Consider the following 20,447-nt stretch of genomic DNA (forward strand, 5'->3'; position numbering starts at 1 on the left):
AGGCGCGCGTCCGCCGCGCATCGTGCGCATGCAGCGCCAGCTGCAGATGCAGTTGCGCTTCGAGGCCGCCAACGATCCCGGCGGTGGGCCCGCCGCGGAGCTGCCGGCCTATGCCGAACTGCACTGCCTGTCCGACTTCAGCTTCCTGCGCGGCGCGGCCAGCGCGGAAGAGCTGTTCACCCGCGCCGCACAGTGCGGCTACGAGGCGCTGGCGATCACCGACGAATGCTCGCTGGCCGGCATCGTGCGCGCGCACGAGGCGGCGAAGATCACCGGGGTGAAGCTGGTGGTGGGCGCGGAGTTCCGGCTCGACGACGGCCTGCGCCTGGTGCTGCTGGTCGAGGACGCCGCGGGCTATGCGCGACTGTGCCGGCTGATCACCACCGCGCGCCGCGCGGCGACCAAGGGCGAGTACCGCCTGTCGCGCGCCGATATCGAAGCCCTGTTTCTTTCGCACGGGAATGGCCGGGAAATCGACTGTGGGAGCGGCTATAGCCGCGATGTGGACATGGCTGTGCCGTCGCATCAGGCAATCGCGGCTGTAGCCGCTCCTACAGAAGCGGGGGGCGGGTTGTTTGCGCTGTGGCTGCCTGGCCGGGGGGCGGATGCGGGGGAGGGTGCGTGGCTGAAGCGCGTCTTCGCCGACCGCGCCCACCTCGCCGTCGAATTGCACCGCGAGGACGACGATGCCGCGCGCCTGGCGCGCCTGCTCGCGCTGGCCGACCAGCTCGGCCTCACGCCGCTGGCCGCCGGCGACGTGCACATGGCCACGCGCCGCCAGCGCGTGCTGCAGGACACGATGGTCGCGATCCGCCACGGGCTGCCGCTGGCCGATGCCGGCGCCCACCTGTTCCGCAACGGCGAGCGCCACCTGCGGCACCGCTACACGCTGGGCAACATCCATCCGCGCGCGCTGCTGGACAACGCCGCCGCGCTCGCGCGCCGCTGCCGGTTCTCGATGTCCGAGGTCAGCTACACCTATCCGGCCGAGCTGGTGCCGGCAGGCGAGACGCCGGCCAGCCACCTGCGCAAGCTGACCGAGGCCGGCATGCGCCGGCGCTGGCCCAATGGCCCCACGCCGAAGGTCGCCGCGCAGATCGAAGGCGAACTCGCGCTGATCGCCGAGCTCCAGTACGAAGCCTTCTTCCTCACCGTCGAGGACATCGTCCGCTTCGCGCGCGGGCAGGGGATCCTCTGCCAGGGCCGTGGTTCGGCGGCCAACTCGGCGGTGTGCTTCGCGCTGGGCATCACCTCGGTCGATCCCGCCGAGAGCCGGCTGCTGATGGCGCGTTTCCTGTCGAAGGCGCGCAACGAGCCGCCCGACATCGACGTCGACTTCGAGCACGAACGGCGCGAGGAGGTGATGCAGTACGTCTACCGCAAGTACGGCCGCGAACGCGCGGCGCTGGCCGCGACCGTGATCCGCTACCGCGGCAAGAGCGCGGTGCGCGACGTGGCCAAGGCCTTCGGCCTGCCGCCCGACCAGGTCACGCTGCTGGCCGGGTGCTTCGGCTGGGGCAATGGCGAGACGCCGATGGACCGGCGCCTGGCCGATGTCGGCTTCGACATCGACAACCCGCTCATCGCGCGCATCCTCGGCGTCACCACGCTGCTGCGCGGCAAGCCGCGGCATCTCTCGCAGCACGTCGGTGGTTTCGTGATCTCGGACGCGCCGCTGTGGAACCTGGTGCCGGTGGAGAACGCCGCCATGGCCGAGCGCACCATCATCCAGTGGGAGAAGGACGACCTGGAGGCGCTGGGCCTGCTCAAGGTCGATTGCCTGGCGCTCGGCATGCTGACCTGCATCCGCAAGGCGCTGGACCTGGTGCGCAAGCACCACGGCCGCGACCTGGAGCTGGCCACCATCCCGAACGAGGACCCGCCGACCTACGCGATGATCCAGCGCGCCGACACCGTGGGCGTGTTCCAGATCGAGTCGCGCGCGCAGATGGCGATGCTGCCGCGGCTGAAGCCCCGGACCTTCTACGACCTGGTGGTGGAAGTGGCGATCGTGCGCCCGGGCCCGATCCAGGGCGACATGGTGCATCCCTACCTGCGCCGGCGCATGGGCCAGGAGCGGGTGACGTATCCCTCGCCGGGCATCGAGGAAATCCTCGGCCCCACGCTGGGCGTGCCGCTGTTCCAGGAGCAGGTGATGGAGCTGGTGATCCACGCCGGCTACACGCCCGAGGAGGCCGACCACCTGCGTCGTTCGATGGCCGCCTGGCGCCATGGCGGCGACATGGAACCGCACCGCCTGCGCATCCGCGAGCTGATGGAAGACAAGGGCTATGCGTCGGCGTTCATCGACCAGATCTTCGAGCAGATCAAGGGTTTCGGCTCCTACGGCTTCCCGCAGAGCCATGCGGCCTCGTTCGCCAAGCTGGTGTACGCGAGCTGCTGGCTGAAGCGCCATGCACCGGCGGCGTTCGCCTGCGCGCTCTTGAACTCGCAGCCGATGGGCTTCTACTCACCCAGCCAGATCGTGCAGGACGCGCGCCGTGGCAAGGACGCGCGCCAGGGCGTGGATGTGCGGCCGGTGGAGATCGCCTGCAGCGAATGGGACTGCACCCTTGAATCCGTCCCACGCTCGCGCACGGATGCGCACCGGCACCCCCCGCTGGCCATCCGCCTTGGCCTGCGCATGGTCTCGGGACTGTCCGAAGCCACCGCACGCGCCATCGTCGCCGCGCGCGCGGAGCGTCCGTTCCGCGACGTCGCCGACCTCTGCCGCCGCGCCGGCCTCGACGAGCGCGCGCGCAGCCTGCTGGCCGAGGCCGGTGCATTGCAGTCCATCGCCGGGCACCGGCACGACGCGCGCTGGCAGGTCGCGGGCATCGAACGCCAGCGTCCGCTGCTGCCCGGCAGCCCGGAGGAAATCGACGTGGCGCTGCCGGCGCCCACCACCGGCGAGGACGTGCTGTCCGACTACCGCACCCTCGGCCTCAGCCTGCGCGCGCATCCGCTCGCCCTGCTGCGCGACCAGCTGCGCGCGCGCCGGCTGCTGGGTTCGGCCGACCTGCACGGCCGGCGCCACGGCAGCCACGTCGCCACCGCCGGCATCGTCACCCAGCGGCAGAAGCCGCAGACCGCCAGCGGCACCATCTTCGTCACCCTGGAGGACGAGGCCGGCATGGTGAACGTGGTGGTCTGGCCGCGCGTGGCCGAGCGCTGGCGCAAGGCGCTGCTGGGCGCCACGCTGCTCGGCGTGCGCGGGCGCTGGGAACGCGTGGACGGCGTGGAGCACCTGATCGCCGGCGGGCTCGAGGACCTGTCCGGCCTGCTCGGCGGGCTGCCCGCCGAATCGCGCGACTTCCGCTGAACGGGTCGCGCAGGCCCCGGCTGTCCGCGGGGTTCATCCCGCGTTGAGACCCGCGCCCCGGGCAGGCCATAGACTGGGCCGACATGTCCCCACCGCGCCCGCCCATGTCGTCCATCCTCCGCGTCCTTGCCCTCTGTGCCCTGATGGCCGGCTGCAGCGCGCAGCCGCAGCCGCCGCCGCAGCCCGAGGTGGAGACGATCAGCGAGGCCAACGGCGCCGGCGAGTTCATCTCCGCGCCGGTCGAGACCGCCCCGAAGCCCTATGACGTGCGGACCGGGACCGACTGGCCCGAGGCCACGCTGGCCGACGGCAGCGCCGCGGTCAGCTGCGAACTCGACTACGCCACCGCCGGCGACGGCGAACCGCTCGCCGACCTGTCGTTCGCGAGCGTCAACGACGCGCTCGCGCCCTGCCAGGAGGTCGGCCTGCTGCGCCTGCGTTACCAGGGCAAGATCAACGCCGGCTTCCATGCCCTGGTCGAACGCGTGGCCGCGGTCGCCGACCGCATGGCCATCGGCAAGCGCGTGCTCGACATCGATTCCACCGGCGGACAGGTGGAGGACGCGGTCAAGGCCGGCGACGCCATCGGCGCCTCGGGCTGGACCATCTGGGTGCGCGAGGGCGCCAGCTGCCACAGCGCCTGCGTGCTGATCCTGGGCGCCGGCGACGTGCGCATGATCTCCGGCCCGGTCGGCATCCACCGCATCATCCGCATGAGTTCCACCGCGACCTCGCGCGGACAGCTCAACGAGGAGCTGCAGGCGGTCTACGGCCGGGTCAAGGAATACCTGGCGCGCAACGGCGTGGCCGTGGCCGTGGCCGACATGATGATGGCCGTGCCCAACCGCAACCTGCGCCTGCTCACCGCCGAGGAGCTGCTGGAATACGGCCTGGACGGCACCAATCCGGCGCAGGACGACCTCGACCGGCTGCAGCTGATGCGCAAGTGCGGCGAGGACTTCGTGCGCCGCCGCGACGCCTTCCAGCGCAACTTCGACCGCCAGTGCAAGATGCCCGAGCGCGAGCTCGAGGAACTCAACGAGTGCGGGCTGACCCTGCGCGAGGAGTTCGGCTTCCCCGACGCGACCTGCCCGGACGACAGTCCGATGAGCGAATTCGACGTCGTCCGCAGCGCCTTCTTCCAGCGCCGCGAACCCGCCCCCGAAGTGTCGGTGGACGAGCGGGGCAGCGGGGAGACCGGATCCCTGGCCGACGCCACCAGCGCATCCGGCACCAGCGGCTCCCCCTAGGCCAGACCTGCGACAGTCTGCTTTCTGTAGGAGCAGCTACAGCTGCGATCCGGGTGCCTGGCGGCTGGCAATCGCAGCTGTAGCTGCTCCTACAAGAGGCAGCGGAGCGGCGCCGGAATCGATCTGTGCCTACTCGTCCGCCTCCGCCAGGAAGCCGCCGGACTGGCGCTGCCAGAGCTGCGCGTAGATGCCGCCGCCCGCCACCAGCTCCTCGTGCGTCCCCTGTTCGACGATCGCGCCGCGGTCCATCACCACCAGGCGGTCCATGGCCGCGATGGTCGACAGCCGGTGCGCGATCGCGATCACCGTCTTGCCTTCCATCAGCCGGTACAGGTTGCCCTGGATCGCGGCCTCGACCTCGGAGTCCAGCGCCGACGTCGCCTCGTCCAGCACCAGGATCGGTGCGTCCTTCAGCAGCACGCGGGCGATCGCCACGCGCTGGCGCTGGCCGCCCGACAGTTTCACCCCGCGCTCGCCGACGTGGGCGTCGTAGCCGCGGCGGCCTGCGGAATCGGAGAGCTCGAGGATGAAGTCATGCGCCTCGGCCTGGCGCGCGGCTTCGATCATCTCGGCCTCGGTCGCGTCCGGGCGGCCGTAGAGGATGTTGTCGCGCACCGAGCGGTGCAGCAGCGACGTGTCCTGGGTCACCACGCCGACGTTGGCGCGGAGGCTGTCCTGCTGCACGCGGGCGATGTCGGCGCCGTCGACCAGGATCCGGCCACCCTCGACGTCGTGGAAGCGCAGCAGCAGGTTGACCAGGGTCGACTTGCCCGCGCCCGAACGTCCGATCACGCCGATCCGCTCGCCCGGGCGCACGTGCAGGTCCAGGCGTTCGATCACGCCCGAGCCCTTGCCGTAGTGGAAGCCGACGCCTTCGAAGCGGATGTCGCCGCCGACGTCGCACAGCTCGGGCGCGCCGGGGGCATCGTCGACCGTCGGCGGCAGCGAGATCGAGTTGATGCCGTCCTGCACGGTGCCGATGTTCTCGAACAGCGCCGACAGCTCCCACATGATCCACTGGCTCATGCCCACCAGGCGCAGCGCGAGCGCGATGCCCACGGCCACCGCGCCGGCGCTGACCGCGTCGTCGAGCCACAGCCACAGGCCGGTGCCGGTCACCGCGAACACCAGCGCCATGTTGAGCGCGTAGTTGCCGGCGCTGACCCCGGACCCGAGACGCATCTGCCGGTAGACGGTGCCGAGGAAGCCGTCCATCGCCTCGCGCGCATAGGCCTGCTCGCGCCGCGAGTGCGAGAACAGCTTGACCGTGGCGATGTTGGTGTAGCTGTCGACGATGCGCCCGGTCATGTCCGAGCGCGCGTCGGCCTGTTCGCGCGAGACGCGCTCCATGCGCGGCACGAAGTACAGCATCAGCAGGGCGTAGCCGGTGAGCCAGCCGAGGAAGGGCAGCATCAGCCGCCAGTCGGTGGCCGCCATCGCGACCATCGCGCCGACCACGTAGACGCTGACGTAGACGCCGACGTCGAGCAGCTTCACCACCGTCTCGCGCACCGCCAGCGAGGTCTGCATCAGCTTGGTGGCGATGCGCCCGGCGAACTCGTCCTGGAAGTAGCCCATCGACTGCCGCAGCAGGTAACGGTGCACGTTCCAGCGGATGCGCATGGGGAAGTTGCCCAGCAGCACCTGCAGCTGGACCAGGTTGTCCAGCCAGACCACCAGCGGCAGGCCCACTGCCACCAGCAGCGCCATCCACGCCAGGCGCGTGCCCTCGGCTTCCAGGAAGCTCGTCGGGGTGTGCTGCCCCAGGCGGTCGACCAGGGCGCCGAGGTAGACGTAGAGGCCGAGCTCGGCGACCGCGATCAGCGCGCCGGTCAGCGCCATCAGCGCCAGCCAGCCGCCGGCGCCGCGGGTGTAGTGCAGGCAGAACGCGACCAGGCCGCGCGGCGGCTGCCGCGGCGGCGCCTCGGGGAAGGGGTCCAGGCGCGATTCGAACCAGCCGAAGATGCCGCGCCGGCGCGGATGCTCAGCGCCCACCGCCACCTCCACCACCGCCGCCGCCGCCGGAGAAGCCGCCGCCCCCACCGCCGGAACTGCTGCCCGGCGGGCTCGACGACGCAGCGATCTGCGCGCCCAGCGCGCTGCCGATGCTGCTGGTGAAGCGGCCGATGTCGGCGCTGCCGCTGCCGTGGTACCAGGCGATGCCGGATACCGCGGCGGCGGCCGCGGCGGCACCCACGGCGGCGGTGAACTTCGCGGTCCAGGCCTTCTCCACGCCCAGCGCCACCGCGTAGGGCAGCAGCGCCTCGAAGCGGGGGGCGTCCAGCGGTGGTGGTGCGCCCGTGCCCGGGCCCTGGAGGCGTGCGAGGTCGTCCTGCTCGGCCACCGACAGGTAGCGCTTGAAGCCCTCGATCTCGTCCAGCAGCCGGCGTCCCTCGGGCGTCGGCGCGCCCACCAGCACGGCGAAGGCGATGGCCACCGCCAGCCCAAGGGCCAGCGGCAGCAGCAGCCAGGGCATGCCGCCGCCGTTGTTGGTGGCGGCCAGCACCATGCTGGCCAGCACCATCGCGCCAAGGATCAGGAACGCGATCGCGATGCTGCCGCCGTTGTGGCGGAACATCGCCGGCTGGAAGCGCTGCTCCAGGCCCTTGCCGTGCGCGGCGATCGCGGCCTGCAGGTGGCTGGCGTTGCCCTTCTCCAGATCCAGCCGCGGCCGCGACGGCGGCAGCAGGGCCTCCAGCAGCCGGCGTTCGTCGCCGTTGGCGATCGCCTCCGCCGGCAGGTCGCGGCGCTGCAGCGTCCAGCGGTCGCCCGGCAGGCGGTCGTCCTGTTCGATGGCCACCGCGCCCTGGACCGCGCAGGCCAGCAGGTCGGCCGACAGGCAGGTGTTGTCGTAATGGCGGCGCACCATGTAGCGCAGGGCGGCCGGGGACTCGTCGCGCGGGGGGTCATAACGGGCGATGACCACGCCCGGCCGCGGATCGCGTCCGACCCGGTGCCACCGCTTCAGGCAGAAGGCCAGCAGCGCGGCGAGGCCCGCCAGCGCCGCCAGCAGCGACAGGTTGTCGCGCAGCAGCCAGCCGAGCCGGTCGGCGCGCGAGGGCGCGGCGACGACGCCCTTGGGGAACGCCAGCACGATGGTCAGGCCTTCGCGCGGCCCGAGCGGCTGCCCGAGCGTCCAGCGCGCCACGCCCGGCCCGGTCACGCCGGCGGCGAAGCCCTGTTCGCGCGCGCCCTGCGCGCCCGACCAGCCGTCCAGCTCCATCGAAGCCGCCGGCACCGCCGAGGGCAGGCGCACTTCGACGCTGGCGGTTTCGACGGGGAAGTCCCAGCCGTGGCCGATCGCGTTCCAGTACAGCTCGTCGCGCGCGTCGAAGAAGCCGAGCTGCCGCGTGGTGCGGTAGCGCAGGGTGTAGGTGGTGTCGAGCGGCACCGGCAACAGGGTGTCGTTGCCGGTGTTGACGCGCACGCCATTGGACGCGCGTTCGGTGAACCACGGTTCGGCGCGTCCGTCGCGCTCCACGCCGACGACGTCGAAGCCGACCACCACGTTGTTGCCGTGGCGGTCCTTGTAGCGCGTGGGGAAGTCGCGGTAGATGCCGCGGCGGATGGCCTCGCCTTCGGCACGGACGCGGATGCGTTCGGTGACGTCCATCGAGCCGTCGGCGCGGACCTCGACCACGCTGTCGTAGGCGAGGATGCGCTCGGCGGCGACGGCCTGGACCGCCGACAGCGCCAGCACCACGGCCAGCAGCCAGGCCGTGCGCCTGCCGCGCGACGGCGCGCGCGGCAGGCTCATCGCGACAGGTCCACCGGCGGCGCCTCGCGGCTGTCCGCGCCGGCCTGGAAGAAGGCCGCCTCGCCGAAGCCGAAGGTGCGCGCGACCAGCACGTCGGGAATGCGCTGCACGCCGTCGTTGAGATCGCGCACCGCGCCGTTGTAGAAGCGCCGCGCGTACTGCAGCTGCGCTTCCACCTCGACGAGGTCGCGCTGCAGGGCGGCGAAGTTGTCGCTGGCCCTGAGCTCGGGATAGGCCTCGCGCAGCAGCACCAGGCGGCCGAGCGCCTGCTCCAGCTCGGCCTCGACCTGGCCCAGCTCGGCCGGGTCACGCAGCCCGAGCGCACGTGCGCGCAGCGCGGTGACCGCTTCCAGCACCGCGCCCTCGTGGCTGGCGTAGCCCCGCACCGCGGCCACCAGCTGCGGCACCAGGTCATGCCGGCGCTGCAGCTGCACGTCGATGTCGGACCATGCCGTCGCCACCTGGTTGCGCAGGCGTACCAGGCGGTTGTAGGCCGCGATCGCCCAGGCCGCCAGCGCGGCCACCAGCACGGCCGCGACCAGCAGCGCGGTCACGGGCTGGGCCCTGCCTGGACGCGCACCTCGACGTCGCCCAGCGCCACCATCTGGCCCGCACGGATCTTCGCGGTCTTGCGCGACTCCACGGCGCCGTCCACGCGCACCGCGCCGGACGCGACCAACGCCTTGCCGGCACCGCCGCTGTCGCAGAGGCCGCAGAGCTTGAGGAGCTGGTTGAGCTCGACGTAGTCGCCCTCGAGTTCGAAATCGATGTGCTGCATGGGGCTCGCCGCCTGGATCCGGACGGCGAGCGTAACGCAAGCCGCACGCCCGGCGGGGTTACCCTCGACACGCACGCCCCGCCGGGGCGAAGGAGCGACGCGATGGGAACCGAACTGCAGATGCTGGCGTGGGCGATCGTGCTGGGCCTGGTCCACCTGATGCTCGACGCCGGCATTAAGACCTCCGAGCGCGGCCTGGCGTGGAATGCGAGCGCCCGCGATGGCGAGGCGAAGCCTCTGGGGCCCGTGGCAGGCCGGGTCAACCGCAGCTGGTCGAATTTCCTCGAGACCTTCCCGATGTTCGCCGCCGCGGTGCTGGCGGTGGTGGTGGCCGGCCGCACCGACGGCAACACCGCGCTCGGCGCCCAGCTCTACTTCTGGGCGCGCCTGGCCTATATCCCGCTCTATGCCGCCGGCATCCCGTATGTGCGCAGCCTGGTCTGGGCCGTGTCGCTGGCCGGCATCGTGCTCGTGCTGAGCGGGCTGTTCTGAGTCAGTCGCGTTCGAATTCCGCGAGATCGGCGAGGATGCGCTGGCTGCGGCGGATGCCGTCGCCACCGTCGCAGCGCGGCGCATCGGGTTCGACCGCGGCGGGCCGGCGCAGCCAGGCGTACAGGCCGGTCGCGAGCAGGCCCAGGATGCCGACGCCGAGCGACAGCGTGATCCAGCCCGGCGTGCCGGCCCCGGCGGGGAGGCCCTGCAGCCCGGCCACGGCGAGCACCACCAGCACCCACATGATCCACCACGGCAGGCCGCAGGCCCTGGCATTGATGCCGTGGAGGCGCAGCAGGCGCGCCAGGCGCCGCTGGATGTCGAGCACCGGCGCGCCATAGTCGACGGTGGCCGCCAGTCCGATGGTGGCGGCGGCCAGCACGATGTTGAGCAGGCCGAAGGCGTGCAGGATCAGGCCGGTCGCCAGCAGCGCCGGGACGTCGACGTTGCGCGTCCAGCACGCCAGCCCCAGCAGCAGCAGGCCCAGGCCGAACGCGACCTGCAGCGCCTGGCCCCAGACCAGCGGACGCAGGGCGCGGCGGGCCGCGTCCGCGCGGTCGCTGCGGTACAGGCGCAGCTGCAGCGCATCGTGGCGTTCGAGCTGGCGGCCGAGGACCTGCCAGGCGGAGCGGAGTTCGTCGAGTTCCATGGGAGTCCTCACGCGGTCGTTGGAGGCGCGACGTGGTCGCGGATGCGTTGCCGCAGGCGGCTGACGCGGGTGGTGACGCTGCTTTCGGACATGCCCAGCACTTCGCCGATCTCGCGCGCGCCCCGGTCCTCGAGGTAGAGCAGGAGCAAGGCGCGGTTGAGCGGGTCGAGGGTGGCGATGAAGCCGTGCAGCAGGCGCAGGTGCTGGTCGCGCTCGTGGTCGTCGCCGGTGGCTTCGGCTGCGTCGTGCAGCGCCGCATCGAACGGCACGAGGTGCTGGCGGCGGCGCCCGTCGCCGCGCAGGTGCGAGATGCCGACGTTCAGCGCCACCCGGTACATCCAGGTGGAGAAGCTGCGTTGGGGGTCGTAGCGCGGCCAGGCGTGCCACAGCTCGGTGGCGATGTCCTGGGCGAGGTCCTCGCGATCGTCGATGCCGCGGGCGTAGGTGCCGGCGACCTTGTAGACGATGCCGCGGTGGCGCTGCAGCAGCGCGGCGAACCCTTCGGCATCCTCGCGCTGGCGGTGGCTGGCGATGGCGTCCATCCCGGTGGCCGATCCCTGAGTGTGCGTGACAGGACCGTGGTTCGCGCCGCCGCGCGGTTTGTCACGCCGTCCGGATCAGGGCAGCGGCACGCGGACCGCCTCGCCATCCAGGTCGAGCAGGACGCCGTCGCGGTCGATGGCGGTGATGGTGGCGTCGCCCAGCCGGTCGCCCTCGACCCGGCGCTGGCCGTCGATCACCGCGAAGCGGCGGGCGGGATCGTCGTTCCACATGTGCAGGCTGAGCCTGAGTGCGGGCAGGCGCTCGCGCTGGCTGCTGGACAGGCCGGTGATGCGGAGGGCATCGCCGGTGACGGCGGTGGCCGGCGCGGCTGGCCGAGGGGACAGGGGGGCCTCGGCGTCGCGGGGCGCGGCCGCGGTCTCCGCGCCGCTGCGGTCCGCCGCGGCCGCCGCTTCTTCCGCGGCGCGGACGGCCATTGGAGGGGGCGCGAGCGGACGGTCCGCCGCGGGCTCGGGCGCCGGCGCCGCGCCGGCGGCCTGGATGCGTTCGACCCGCGGAAACCCGCCCGCGGGCGGGGCGGTCCGCGGCCTGCCCGCGGCGGCGTCCCTGGACACCATGGCATCACGCGACGCGGAATCCGGCCCGGTGGAGGGCGGTTCCGATGTCCGTGTCGCGGCGCGGTCCGGGTCCTGCGTCGAGCCGGCATCGCGCGCGTCGCCGCGCGGCCACAGCGCCACCAGGACCAGCGCCGCCAGCAACGCGCCGACGGCGGCCCAGGCCGCCGGCGCAAGGCGCGACTTCGGCGGGGCAGGTGGCGGCAGCTCCACGCGCAGGTCAGGTGCCTCGCCGCGGCGGCGTTCGGCTTCGGACTTGCGCAGGGCTTCGAGGATCAGGGACATGCGCGGCCTCAGTCGAGGGTGCGTTCGAGGCGCGGGCCGGGATCGCCGGCGGCCAGCGCGAACAGGGTTTCGGAGCCGACCACGCCGTCCACGGCAAGTCCACGCGCGCGCTGGAAGCGGCGCACGCCGTCGGCCAGGGACTCGTCGAACGCGGTGCCCGGCGGGGCTTCGCCCGCCACGCCTTCGCGCGCCAGGCGTTCGCGCAGCCAGTCGACCGCGGCGCCGGACGCGCCGCGCGCGGGCGCTGGCGCCAGCGTCGCCGCCGAACGCCACACCGCGGCGTAGCGCCCGGGCCATGCGCGCTGCAGGGTGGCGCGGTCGACCTCGACCACGTCGTCGCCGAGGCGCAGGCGCGCGCGATGGCCGTCGGTGGCCTGCAGCAGCGCCCAGGTGCCGTCGCGTCCGGATTCGAGCTGCAGCAGCACCGGCCGGCCCAGCGCGGCCAGCCGGTCGAGGTGCGCCGTCCCGCGCGTGCAGTACGTGCCCGGCGCGAGCAGCGCGGCGCAGCTGGCCGCGGCGCGGACATCCTCGGCGGTGTGCGGCAGGGACCAGGCCTCGAGCATGGCGCGCCACGCGGCTTGCTGCGCGGCCGGGTTGGATGCGCCGGCGATACGGGCCGACAGCGCTTCGCCGTCGAGCGCCTGCGCTTCGCCCGTGGCGCCAGCGCCGGGTCCGGTGGCGCCACCGCTGCGGGCTCGCGCGGGGGCCGCAGCGCCGTCCGCCGGCGTGCGTGCCGCGACGGCGGCAGCGCCGACGTCGGCGTCCACGTCCACGGATCCAGTCCCGCTCGCGGCGTGCCGACCGGGCATCGGCCACAGCGCCGCAATGACGATCGCCACCCCCGCCGCGGCACCCAGCCCCGCGGCCACGGCCAGCCAGCGTGCCCGCGGACCATCCGCGCGGCGCGCCGGCGGCAGCGCCTCGCGGGCCGCCTCCTCGACCAGCGCGGCGTCGATGCTGCCGCGGTCCCGCGCGTAGCCCGCCAGCAGCGCGCGCTCGGCGATCACGTTGACCAGCCGCGGGATGCCGCCGCTGCGCAGGTGCACGCGCTGCACCGCGCCCTCGTCGAAGGGGAAATGCTGTCCGCCGGCCACGCGGAAGCGGTGGCGCAGGTAGGCCGCGGTTCCGGCGCCGTCGAGCGGGGTGAGGTGGAAGCGCGCGGTGATGCGCTGCGCCAGCTGGCGCAGGCCGGGCTCGGCCAGCATGTCGCGCAGTTCGGGCTGGCCGACGAGGATGATCTGCAGCAGCTTCTGGGTGTCGGTCTCGAGGTTGGTCAGCAGCCTCACCTGCTCCAGCGTCTCCACCGGCAGCGCCTGCGCCTCGTCGATGACCAGCACCACGCGCAGGCCCTGCGCATAGGCCGCAAGCAGGTGGGCGTTGAGCGCGTCGACCAGGGCCTTGGCGTTGCCGCGGCGGCCGTCGAGGTCGATGCGCAGCTCCTCGCACACCGTCTCCAGGAGCTGCACCGGGTCCTGGCGCGGATTGAGCACCAGGGCGACGCGCACGTTCTCCGGCAGCTGGCCCAGCAGCAGGCGGCTGAGCGTGGTCTTGCCGGTGCCGACCTCGCCGGTGAGCTGGACGAAGCCGCCGCCGCCGCCCTGGGTGATGCCGAACAGCAGGTGTGCGAGGGCATCGCGGTGGCGCTCGCCGAGGAAGACGAAACGCGGGTCCGGCGTGATCGAGAACGGCGGCTCGGAGAGCCCGTAGTGCGCCAGGTACATGGATTCAGTCTGTCACGTCGCGGGACTCGCCCACGGCCAGGGCTTCGGCGTGGGTGATCCGGTGCGGACGCGCCAGCAGCGGGTGCACCAGCACCGCCGCGAGGATGATCACCACGCCCAGGTAGAACGGCAGGCTCAGCTCCTGCTGCTCGGACAGCAGCAGGATCGCCAGGATGATCGCGTAGACCGGCTCCAGGTTCACCGCCAGCTGCGCCGAAAACGCGCTCATGTGGCGCAGGGCCACCAGCGACAGTGCGAACGGGAACAGGGTGCAGGCGAAGGCGAGCAGCAGCAGCCAGGCGGCGTCCTGCCCGCCGGGCAGGACGAAGAGCGGGCCGGCGAAGGCCGGGAACAGCCTCGGCATCACCGGCGCCAGCAGGGTCAGCGCGACCGCGCCGGCGCCCAGCTCGACGGCGGTCACCACCAGCGGGTCGGCGTGTTCGACCAGGCGCTTGTTGAGCGAGCCGAACAGCGCCACGAACAGCGCCGACAGCGCGCCCACCGCGACGCCGATGCGCATGCCGTCGGGGATGCCGCCGACCACCAGCGCGACGCCCGGCAGCACGGCGACGCCGAGCGCGAGCTCCGCGCGCGAGAAGCGCCGGCCGGCGAGCTTCGGTTCCACCATCGCCACGAAGACCGTGGCCAGCGCCATGCAGGTCGCCGCCACCGAGGCGTTGGCCAGCTTCACCGCGCCGTAGAAGGTCAGCCAGTGCAGCGCCACCAGCACGCCGATGCCGGCATACGACAGCAGCAGCCGGCGCGGCAGGCCGCGCACGCCGAGCCACACGCGCGGCACCAGGGCCAGCGCGGCCGCCACCAGCAGCATCCGCCACCACACCAGCGGCAGCGCCGGCAGGGTGATCAGCTTGCCGAGGATGGCGGTGAAGCCCCAGAGCAGGACGCAGAGATGGATCTGCAGCTGGGCACGGGCGGCGGGGGTCATGGCGGGCGTCGCGGTCGGGGCCGGCGATTATCGCGGATGCGTCGCCGTGGTCGCCGCCGCCGGCGAGCCTGTGGCCGCTCGGCCGCTCGGCCGCTCGGCCGCTCAGCCGCTCAGCCGCCCGCGGTCCGGACGAGCCGGGCGTGCAGGGCCATCGCCGCCGCGGGGTTGCGCTCCTTGGCCGCGGAAATGAAGAACACGAAGACGTCGCGCGGCTTGCGCTTGCCCGCGGGCGCGGCGGCTGGCGTGATGCGCGGCAGGTCGTCCGGCTCGCCGCCGGCGGCCCATGCGCGTGCGCGCTTCGCCCAGCGCGCGAGTGCGGGGCCCGTGTAGCCGGTCGCAATGTCGCTGCGCGCCCGCATCAGCCGCGCATAGACGAAGCCGGCGGTGGCGTCGGCGAACGAAGGGTGCTCGTCGGAGTCGGTGAAGACCGTGGCCATGCCGTGCCGGCGCGCCAGCGCGACGTAGTCCGCGTCGACGAAACCGGGATCGCGCACGTCGAGCACGTGCCGCAGCGGGCGCCCGCCCACATCGCGCGGGAGCAGTTCGAGGAAGGCGGCGAAGCGGTCGCGGTCCGGCCGGGGGCCGCGATCGAACTGCCAGACCAGCGGACCCAGCCGGTCGCCGAGCCCGGCGATGCCGCCGATGAAATCCGCCACCTGGCCACCGGTCTGGTCCAACGCGCGCGACTGCGTGATGCGCATGGGCGCCTTGGCCGAGAACACGAATCCGGGCGGGGTCTCGTCGCGCCATTTGGCATAGGTTGCCGGCGTCTGCGCCCGGTAGAAGGTGCCATTGATCTCGATCGCCGACAGCCGGCGGCTGGCGTACTGCAGCTCGCGCCGCTGCACGAGTCCCTTGGGGTAGAAGTTGTCGCGCCACGGCGGGTAGACCCAGCCGCCGACGCCGGTGCGGATGCCGTCGACCGGGGGCACGCCGGTGGCGGGCGCGTCGCCGGTCGCGGGGGTGTCGGCGGGTCGTGCGGCCATGGCGCGGCTCCTGCTCGATCGAAAACGGCTGCGCTGCAGGTTAGGGCAAGCCGCGCACCCGCGCACGCTTGGCGGGGCGTGCGCCGGCACTCGATACTGGCGGCCAGTCCATCCGGGGAATCCATCCATGTCGAAGCCGCTCGTGGCCGCCGTTTCACTGCTGCTGCTGTCCCTCGCGCCGCGCGCGGCCGCGCAGGCACCACGTCCGCCCGAACTGGCGGGCCTGGACGCGCAGGTCGAATCGGTCCGCGACACGTTCAAGGTGCCCGGCATCGCCGTGGCCGTGGTCAAGGACGGCGAGCTGGTCTTCGCCGACGGCTGGGGCGAGCGCGAGGTCGGCAAGCCCGGCAAGGTCGACGGCGACACCCTGTTCTCCATCGCCTCCATCACCAAGGCCTTTACCTCCGCCTCGCTGTCGATCCTCGCCGACGAGGGCAAGCTCGACATGGACGACCGCGTCATCGACCACCTGCCGTGGTTCCGCATGTCCGACGCGTACATCACGCGCGAGATGCGCATCCGCGACCTGCTGGTGCACCGCAGCGGCCTCGGCCTTGGTGCCGGCGACCTGCTGTTCTGGCCGCCCAGCGACTACGACACGCGCGAGGTGGTGGAGCGACTGGCGCAGGTGCCGATCGAAGGCGGCTTCCGCGAGCGCTACGCCTACGACAACGTGCTGTACGCCGTGGCGCAGCTGGTGATCGAGCGGGTCTCCGGGCAGCCCTATGCCGACTTCGTGCGCACGCGCCTGTTCGAACCGGTGGGCATGGCGTCCACGCGCATCGACAGCAAGGCCCTGCGGCCAACCGACACCAATGTCGCCATGGGCCATGCGCGGCCCGGCTTCACCGGCGACCCGGAACCCGTGCCGGCCATGTCGTGGTCGAACAACACTGCCGCGGGCGGCATCTACTCCAGCGTCAAGGACATGGCGAAGTGGATGCGCGTGCAGCTGGACGGCGGCGTGCTTCATGGCAGGGCGCCGGAGGGTGAGGGCGAAGACGCGAAGCGCCTGTTCAGCGCCAAGCGCCACGAGGCGATGTGGACCCTGGTCACGCCGATCCCGATCCGCGAGCCGGCCGTGCCGGAACTCGCGGCTACGAAGCCGAACTTCGCCGGCTACGGCGAGGCCTGGAGCCTCAGTGACTACCGCGGCCGCCGCCTGGTGTGGCACACCGGCGGCTGGCCGGGCATGGTCTCGCGCCTGACCCTGGTGCCGGAGCTCGACCTGGGCGTGGTGGTGCTGACCAACCAGGAAGCCGGTGCGGCCTTCAATGCCGTGACCATGCACGTGCTGGATGCCTACATGGACGCGCCGGCCACGGATTGGGTCGCGGCCTACGCCGCCGCCGTCGGCAAGGGTGGCGACAAGGCCGACGAGGACTGGGCCAAACACGTGGCCGCGCGTGACGCCGGCTCGAAGCCCTCGCTGCCGCTGCGCGGCTACGCGGCGACCTATGCCGACCCCTGGTACGGCGACGTGGTGGTGGAGCCGGCCGGCAAGGGCCTGCGGATGCGCTTCAGCCGCACGCCGCAGCTGGTCGGATCACTGGAGCACTGGCAGCACGACAGCTTCATCGTGCGCTGGGACGACCGCACGCTGAACGCCGATGCCTTCGTCAACTTCAGCCTCGACCAGGACGGCAAGGTGCTGGGCGCGCGGATGGAAGCGGTCTCCCCGCTGACCGACTTCAGCTTCGACTTCCACGACCTGCGGCTGGTGCCGCTGGCGGACTGATGGCCGCGCGCTCCCTCTGGCCAGGACTGTAGGAGCGGCTATAGCCGCGATCCCCAGTACCGATTGTCCCGGCAAAAGCCTATCGCGGCTGTAGCCGCTCCTACAGTGGAGGACGGCCACCCCCGAGAGGGTGGCCGCGGCGGCTCACTGGATCGGTTCGTCCAGCAGCAGCTGCCGGGCGAAGCGCACCGGCGGGGCGCCCTGGGCGAGCACGCTGTCGTGGTACCGCTTCATGTCGAACGCCTCGCCGGCCTTGGCCTCGGCCGCGCGGCGCATGTCGAAGTGCTCCTGCGCGCCGACGAAATAGGTCGCCAGCTGGGTCGACGACAGCTGCGCGCGGATCCACTTGCCCTCCGCCTCGCTCTGCTGCTGGAAGGTCTGGCGGACCATCAGGTCCATCGCCTGCTCCTTCGTCCAGTTGTCGACGTGGATGCCCTGGTCGAGGATCGCGTTGCCGACCGAGCGCGCATAGAACTTCAGCTGCATCAGGCGGAACAGCGGGTCCTTGTCGAGGTAGCCGGCGTCGGCCAGCACGCGCTCGGTGTACACCGCCCAGCCCTCGGCGAACGGTCCCGAGCGCAGCGCCGCGCGCAGCGTCGAAGGATGCTTGGCCGAATGAGCACCTTCGAGGTAATGCCCGGGCATCGCCTCGTGGATGGTGAGCACGTGGATCATGCGCCGGTTGTATTCGCGCAGGAACGAGGTGACCTGGGCGTCGCTCCAGTCATCCGGGATCGGCGAGATCGCGTAGTAGGTGTCCAGGCCCTTGTCGAGCGGCCCCGGCGAGTCGCAGTACGCCACCGAGAAGCCGCGCTGGAACTCCGGCATCAGGATGATCTTCACCGGGTCGTCGGGCACGGTCACGATGTCGTGGCGGCGCACGAAGTCCGTCGCGACTTCCAGGGTGTGCCGGGCGAACTCCACCACCTCCTCGCGACCGGGTCGGTCCTCGTTGGCCAGCTCCATCGCCGCCTCGATCGCGGCCTGGCGCTGCGCCCCGGTCGGCTGGTCCGGCGTGTCCGGCGCGCCTTCCCGGTCCTTCAGCACCACCTTCGCGACGTCGTACATCTCGTCCCGCACACGGGCAAGTTCCGCCTCGGCGCGGCGGCGGATTTCCTGGCGGCTGAGCGACGAATTGAGCGACAGGCGCAGCTTCCGGTCGTAGCGCTCGGCGCCGATGCGGAACTCGCCCCTGGCATCCGGCACCAGGGTGCCGTCGAGCCAGGCCTGGTGCTCCTCCACCGCCGGGCGCAGCGCGGCGATGGCGGCGTCCAGGCGCGCGCGGTCGGCGCCCTGCAGCTGGTCGGCATTGGGGGTGATGAAGGTCTCGATCAGGGTGAAGATGCCGCGGTTCTGCCGCGCCACGGTCTCGGCATGCGTCTTCGGCACGCGCGCCGGGTCGAGGTTGGCGCGCGCCTGCGCGAGCAGGGCCGGGATCTTCTCCATGCGCGCGGCGGCCGACTTCAGCCGCTCGGGCATCGGCGCGAATTCGCGCGCCATCAGGCCGTAGATCGCGCCGCCGGCCAATCCGCTGTACACCTGCGGGTCCCAGGCCCAGGACTGCATGGTCTCCAGGTCCCAGAGCGTGCTGTCCAGCTGGTTGCGCAGGATCAGCGCGTCGACCTGGTGCTCGCGCGACAGCGTGGCCGCATCGATGCCGTCGAGTGCGGCGAGCATGCCGCGGGTCCAGTCCGCCGATTTGCGCCGGCCCTCGGCGCTCAGGTCATCGAGTTCGGCATCGAAGCGGTGGTCGCCGATCTGCGTGGCCGCCACCGGCGAGAGGGCGAGGCCCTCGTCGAGGAAGCGGGCCGCGAGCGCGGCGAACGCCTGGTCCTGGGCGGTCTCCGAGGGGGCGGCGGCACCGGCCGCGGGCGTTGGTGGCGTGGTGGCCTGGCCCTGGCAGGCGGCCAACGACAGCGCGAGCAGGGAGGCGGCAAACAGCGATCGGGACATGCGGGTTCCGGATGGGATGGCAGCGCGCAGCATAGTGCCGCCGCGGCCGACGCGCCCGGGCCGATCGTGCGCCGCCGGGAGCGCCTACTCCTGCTCGTCGTCCTCGAACTCGACCAGGGCGTCCAGGTCGAAGGCGAGCGCCTCGACTGCTTCGCGCACCCGGCGCGCGGTCGACGGGTTGGGTGCGTCGATCTCGATCGTGTGGCCCTGCGGGCCGCCCACGTCGCTGAGTCCGGCGGAGCTGGAATCGGCGTCATCGAGCTGCGGCATCAGGTCGTCGATCTCCTCGACGTGCTCGATGCCCTCCAGGCTCTGCAGCAGGTTCATGACGGCGCGCGTGGTGTCGTCGCTGCCGGTAAGGCGGATGCGGAGCAGGGCCATGGGGGGTCCTCGGAAGTGTGGTCGGGAGGGGGAAGGAAACGCTGTGCCGCAGGCTAGGAAGGCGACGGCCAAGGCGGCGTGACGACCCCGCTGCTCATTTCGCGGCGCGCACCGGCACGCTGATGTTGCACAGGTCGATGTGCCCGGCGGGCTGCAGGTACCAGCCGTCGCGACGGTTGCGGCGCGATTCGACCACCGCGTCGAACAGCGGCGTGTCGGTGCGCAGGACTTCGAGTTCGCTGCGTTCGGACGCGGGCACCTCCGACGCCAGGCGCACCGCGCGGATCGGTGTGCGCAGCGCGGCGTCCTCGTGGAAGCCGAGCGGTCCGCTGCCCCGGGGCAGCGCGCTCAGCAGTTCCATCCCCTGCAGCACGCGCCCGACCTGGGTGATGTTGCGGTCGAGCTGGCGCGGCGCCTGGCCGATCACGACGTAGAGCTCGGTGCCCGTGCTGGAGTCGGGCGCCGTGTCGCGCCCCGCGCCCAGCGTGCCGTAGCAGTGGGTCAACCAGGCCAGGCCGGATTCGGGATCGCGCGCGGCGGGGAAGCCGGCGGCGAAACCGGTCTCGGGCGCCCAGCCGTCGCGGTCCGGCAGGGCGTGGAAGGCCAGGCCTTCGGCGGGACGCGCGAACTCGGCCGGAAGGGTGGTCTTCGCCGCGCCGGTTGGCTTGGGCGTGCCGCCCTCGTCGACGAGGTCGCCGAACTGGACCACGAAGTTGTCCTGCGCCCGGTAGATCGTCAGGCCATCCCAGAAGCCCTGCTTCGCGAGGGTGCGGATATTGGCCACGTGTTCCGGCGCGAAATCGGGCGCCAGTTCGATCACCACACGGCCGCCTTCGAGCTCCATGTAGAGCGTGTTCGCGGGGTCGGGGCGGCGCCAGTCGGCCGGCCGGGACGCCTCGAGCAGTTCCTGCGTGGTCGGTGCCCGTGCTGCGCTGCCGGCGGTCTCGGCCGCGGGCGTCGTGGCTGCGGCGGTCGCCGCGTCGGGCGGGGCCGCGGAGGCGGTCATCGCCGCGCAGGCCACGAGCAGGGCGGCGGTCAGGGGCAGGCGGCGGACGACGTGGCTTGGGTTCATGG

At 72.4% G+C, this 20,447-nt stretch carries 17 protein-coding genes; 4 read left to right on the forward strand and 13 right to left on the reverse strand.

Annotation, left to right across the window (positions count from 1 at the left end; all coding sequences use genetic code 11):
• Window positions 1-46 precede the first annotated feature (46 nt).
• Entirely contained in the window at window positions 47-3,322 is a 3,276-nt protein-coding gene (locus JGR68_RS03880) for an error-prone DNA polymerase (RefSeq protein ID WP_234446622.1), read from the forward strand.
• Window positions 3,323-3,426: 104 nt separating this feature from the next.
• Window positions 3,427-4,572, forward strand: coding sequence for a hypothetical protein (locus JGR68_RS03885; protein WP_199360744.1), 1,146 nt, complete (start codon window positions 3,427-3,429; stop codon window positions 4,570-4,572).
• A gap of 129 nt (window positions 4,573-4,701) precedes the next feature.
• Here JGR68_RS03885 and JGR68_RS03890 read toward each other — a convergent pair whose 3' ends face one another.
• From JGR68_RS03890 to JGR68_RS03905, 4 genes are read right to left on the reverse strand one after another with little or no spacing between them, the layout of a single operon-like run.
• On the reverse strand, window positions 4,702-6,537 hold the full coding sequence (locus JGR68_RS03890; protein WP_199360918.1) for an ABC transporter ATP-binding protein: 1,836 nt from the start codon (window positions 6,535-6,537) through the stop codon (window positions 4,702-4,704).
• A 19-nt stretch (window positions 6,538-6,556) separates the two neighbouring features.
• Window positions 6,557-8,329: a DUF2207 domain-containing protein gene (locus tag JGR68_RS03895; protein WP_199360746.1), complete on the reverse strand. Its 1,773-nt coding sequence runs from the start codon at window positions 8,327-8,329 to the stop codon at window positions 6,557-6,559.
• Window positions 8,326-8,883, reverse strand: coding sequence for a LemA family protein (locus JGR68_RS03900; protein WP_199360748.1), 558 nt, complete (start codon window positions 8,881-8,883; stop codon window positions 8,326-8,328). Before JGR68_RS03900 ends, JGR68_RS03895 begins: the two co-directional genes overlap by 4 nt.
• Entirely contained in the window at window positions 8,880-9,107 is a 228-nt protein-coding gene (locus tag JGR68_RS03905; RefSeq protein WP_199360750.1) for an RNA-binding S4 domain-containing protein, read from the reverse strand. Before JGR68_RS03905 ends, JGR68_RS03900 begins: the two co-directional genes overlap by 4 nt.
• Before the next feature lie 102 nt (window positions 9,108-9,209).
• Here JGR68_RS03905 and JGR68_RS03910 point away from each other — a divergent pair, with 102 nt between their 5' ends.
• Window positions 9,210-9,599, forward strand: a complete 390-nt coding sequence (locus tag JGR68_RS03910) for an MAPEG family protein (protein ID WP_199360752.1) — start codon at window positions 9,210-9,212, stop codon at window positions 9,597-9,599.
• A 1-nt stretch (window position 9,600) separates the two neighbouring features.
• On the opposite strand, the gene JGR68_RS03915 is transcribed toward JGR68_RS03910, so the two are convergent.
• From JGR68_RS03915 to JGR68_RS03940, 6 genes are all read right to left on the reverse strand, one after another.
• Entirely contained in the window at window positions 9,601-10,248 is a 648-nt protein-coding gene (locus tag JGR68_RS03915; RefSeq protein ID WP_200672723.1) for a hypothetical protein, read from the reverse strand.
• An 8-nt stretch (window positions 10,249-10,256) separates the two neighbouring features.
• Window positions 10,257-10,790 carry a sigma-70 family RNA polymerase sigma factor gene (locus JGR68_RS03920; RefSeq protein WP_199360756.1) on the reverse strand — a complete coding sequence of 178 codons (534 nt, stop codon included), beginning with the start codon at window positions 10,788-10,790 and terminating at the stop codon, window positions 10,257-10,259.
• Window positions 10,791-10,865: 75 nt separating this feature from the next.
• Window positions 10,866-11,648 (reverse strand): general secretion pathway protein GspB, encoded by a 783-nt coding sequence (locus tag JGR68_RS03925; RefSeq protein WP_199360758.1) that lies wholly within the window; start codon window positions 11,646-11,648, stop codon window positions 10,866-10,868.
• A gap of 8 nt (window positions 11,649-11,656) precedes the next feature.
• On the reverse strand, window positions 11,657-13,369 hold the full coding sequence (locus JGR68_RS03930) for an ExeA family protein (RefSeq protein ID WP_199360760.1): 1,713 nt from the start codon (window positions 13,367-13,369) through the stop codon (window positions 11,657-11,659).
• Between the two features lie 4 nt (window positions 13,370-13,373).
• On the reverse strand, window positions 13,374-14,315 hold the full coding sequence (locus JGR68_RS03935) for a DMT family transporter (protein WP_199360763.1): 942 nt from the start codon (window positions 14,313-14,315) through the stop codon (window positions 13,374-13,376).
• 110 nt (window positions 14,316-14,425) lie between these two features.
• The gene (locus JGR68_RS03940) at window positions 14,426-15,301 is read right to left on the reverse strand and encodes a DUF72 domain-containing protein (RefSeq protein ID WP_199360765.1); all 876 of its coding nucleotides are present in this window, start codon (window positions 15,299-15,301) and stop codon (window positions 14,426-14,428) included.
• 127 nt (window positions 15,302-15,428) lie between these two features.
• Here JGR68_RS03940 and JGR68_RS03945 point away from each other — a divergent pair, with 127 nt between their 5' ends.
• A complete protein-coding gene (locus tag JGR68_RS03945) occupies window positions 15,429-17,039 on the forward strand; it encodes a serine hydrolase (RefSeq protein WP_199360767.1) in 1,611 nt (536 codons plus the stop codon).
• 144 nt (window positions 17,040-17,183) lie between these two features.
• Here JGR68_RS03945 and JGR68_RS03950 read toward each other — a convergent pair whose 3' ends face one another.
• From JGR68_RS03950 to JGR68_RS03960, 3 genes are all read right to left on the reverse strand, one after another.
• Window positions 17,184-18,992, reverse strand: coding sequence for a DUF885 domain-containing protein (locus tag JGR68_RS03950; protein ID WP_199360770.1), 1,809 nt, complete (start codon window positions 18,990-18,992; stop codon window positions 17,184-17,186).
• Window positions 18,993-19,076: 84 nt separating this feature from the next.
• Window positions 19,077-19,373, reverse strand: a complete 297-nt coding sequence (locus tag JGR68_RS03955) for a hypothetical protein (protein ID WP_199360771.1) — start codon at window positions 19,371-19,373, stop codon at window positions 19,077-19,079.
• Window positions 19,374-19,467: 94 nt separating this feature from the next.
• Window positions 19,468-20,379: a peptidylprolyl isomerase gene (locus tag JGR68_RS03960; RefSeq protein ID WP_199360920.1), complete on the reverse strand. Its 912-nt coding sequence runs from the start codon at window positions 20,377-20,379 to the stop codon at window positions 19,468-19,470.
• Window positions 20,380-20,447 lie beyond the last annotated feature (68 nt).

This window comes from Luteimonas sp. MC1750 (assembly GCF_016615955.1).
Classification (GTDB): Bacteria; Pseudomonadota; Gammaproteobacteria; order Xanthomonadales; family Xanthomonadaceae; genus Luteimonas.

Coding starts and splice junctions, on each gene's coding strand:
- JGR68_RS03925 (WP_199360758.1), bottom strand. CDS start 11,648: ATGTCCCTGATCCTCGAAGCCCTGCGCAAGTCCGAAGCCGAACGCCGC.
- JGR68_RS03930 (WP_199360760.1), bottom strand. CDS start 13,369: ATGTACCTGGCGCACTACGGGCTCTCCGAGCCGCCGTTCTCGATCACG.
- JGR68_RS03945 (WP_199360767.1), top strand. CDS start 15,429: ATGTCGAAGCCGCTCGTGGCCGCCGTTTCACTGCTGCTGCTGTCCCTC.
- JGR68_RS03935 (WP_199360763.1), bottom strand. CDS start 14,315: ATGACCCCCGCCGCCCGTGCCCAGCTGCAGATCCATCTCTGCGTCCTG.
- JGR68_RS03910 (WP_199360752.1), top strand. CDS start 9,210: ATGGGAACCGAACTGCAGATGCTGGCGTGGGCGATCGTGCTGGGCCTG.
- JGR68_RS03955 (WP_199360771.1), bottom strand. CDS start 19,373: ATGGCCCTGCTCCGCATCCGCCTTACCGGCAGCGACGACACCACGCGC.
- JGR68_RS03920 (WP_199360756.1), bottom strand. CDS start 10,790: ATGGACGCCATCGCCAGCCACCGCCAGCGCGAGGATGCCGAAGGGTTC.
- JGR68_RS03880 (WP_234446622.1), top strand. CDS start 47: ATGCAGTTGCGCTTCGAGGCCGCCAACGATCCCGGCGGTGGGCCCGCC.
- JGR68_RS03940 (WP_199360765.1), bottom strand. CDS start 15,301: ATGGCCGCACGACCCGCCGACACCCCCGCGACCGGCGACGCGCCCGCC.
- JGR68_RS03885 (WP_199360744.1), top strand. CDS start 3,427: ATGTCGTCCATCCTCCGCGTCCTTGCCCTCTGTGCCCTGATGGCCGGC.
- JGR68_RS03895 (WP_199360746.1), bottom strand. CDS start 8,329: ATGAGCCTGCCGCGCGCGCCGTCGCGCGGCAGGCGCACGGCCTGGCTG.
- JGR68_RS03950 (WP_199360770.1), bottom strand. CDS start 18,992: ATGTCCCGATCGCTGTTTGCCGCCTCCCTGCTCGCGCTGTCGTTGGCC.
- JGR68_RS03915 (WP_200672723.1), bottom strand. CDS start 10,248: ATGGAACTCGACGAACTCCGCTCCGCCTGGCAGGTCCTCGGCCGCCAG.
- JGR68_RS03960 (WP_199360920.1), bottom strand. CDS start 20,379: ATGACCGCCTCCGCGGCCCCGCCCGACGCGGCGACCGCCGCAGCCACG.
- JGR68_RS03905 (WP_199360750.1), bottom strand. CDS start 9,107: ATGCAGCACATCGATTTCGAACTCGAGGGCGACTACGTCGAGCTCAAC.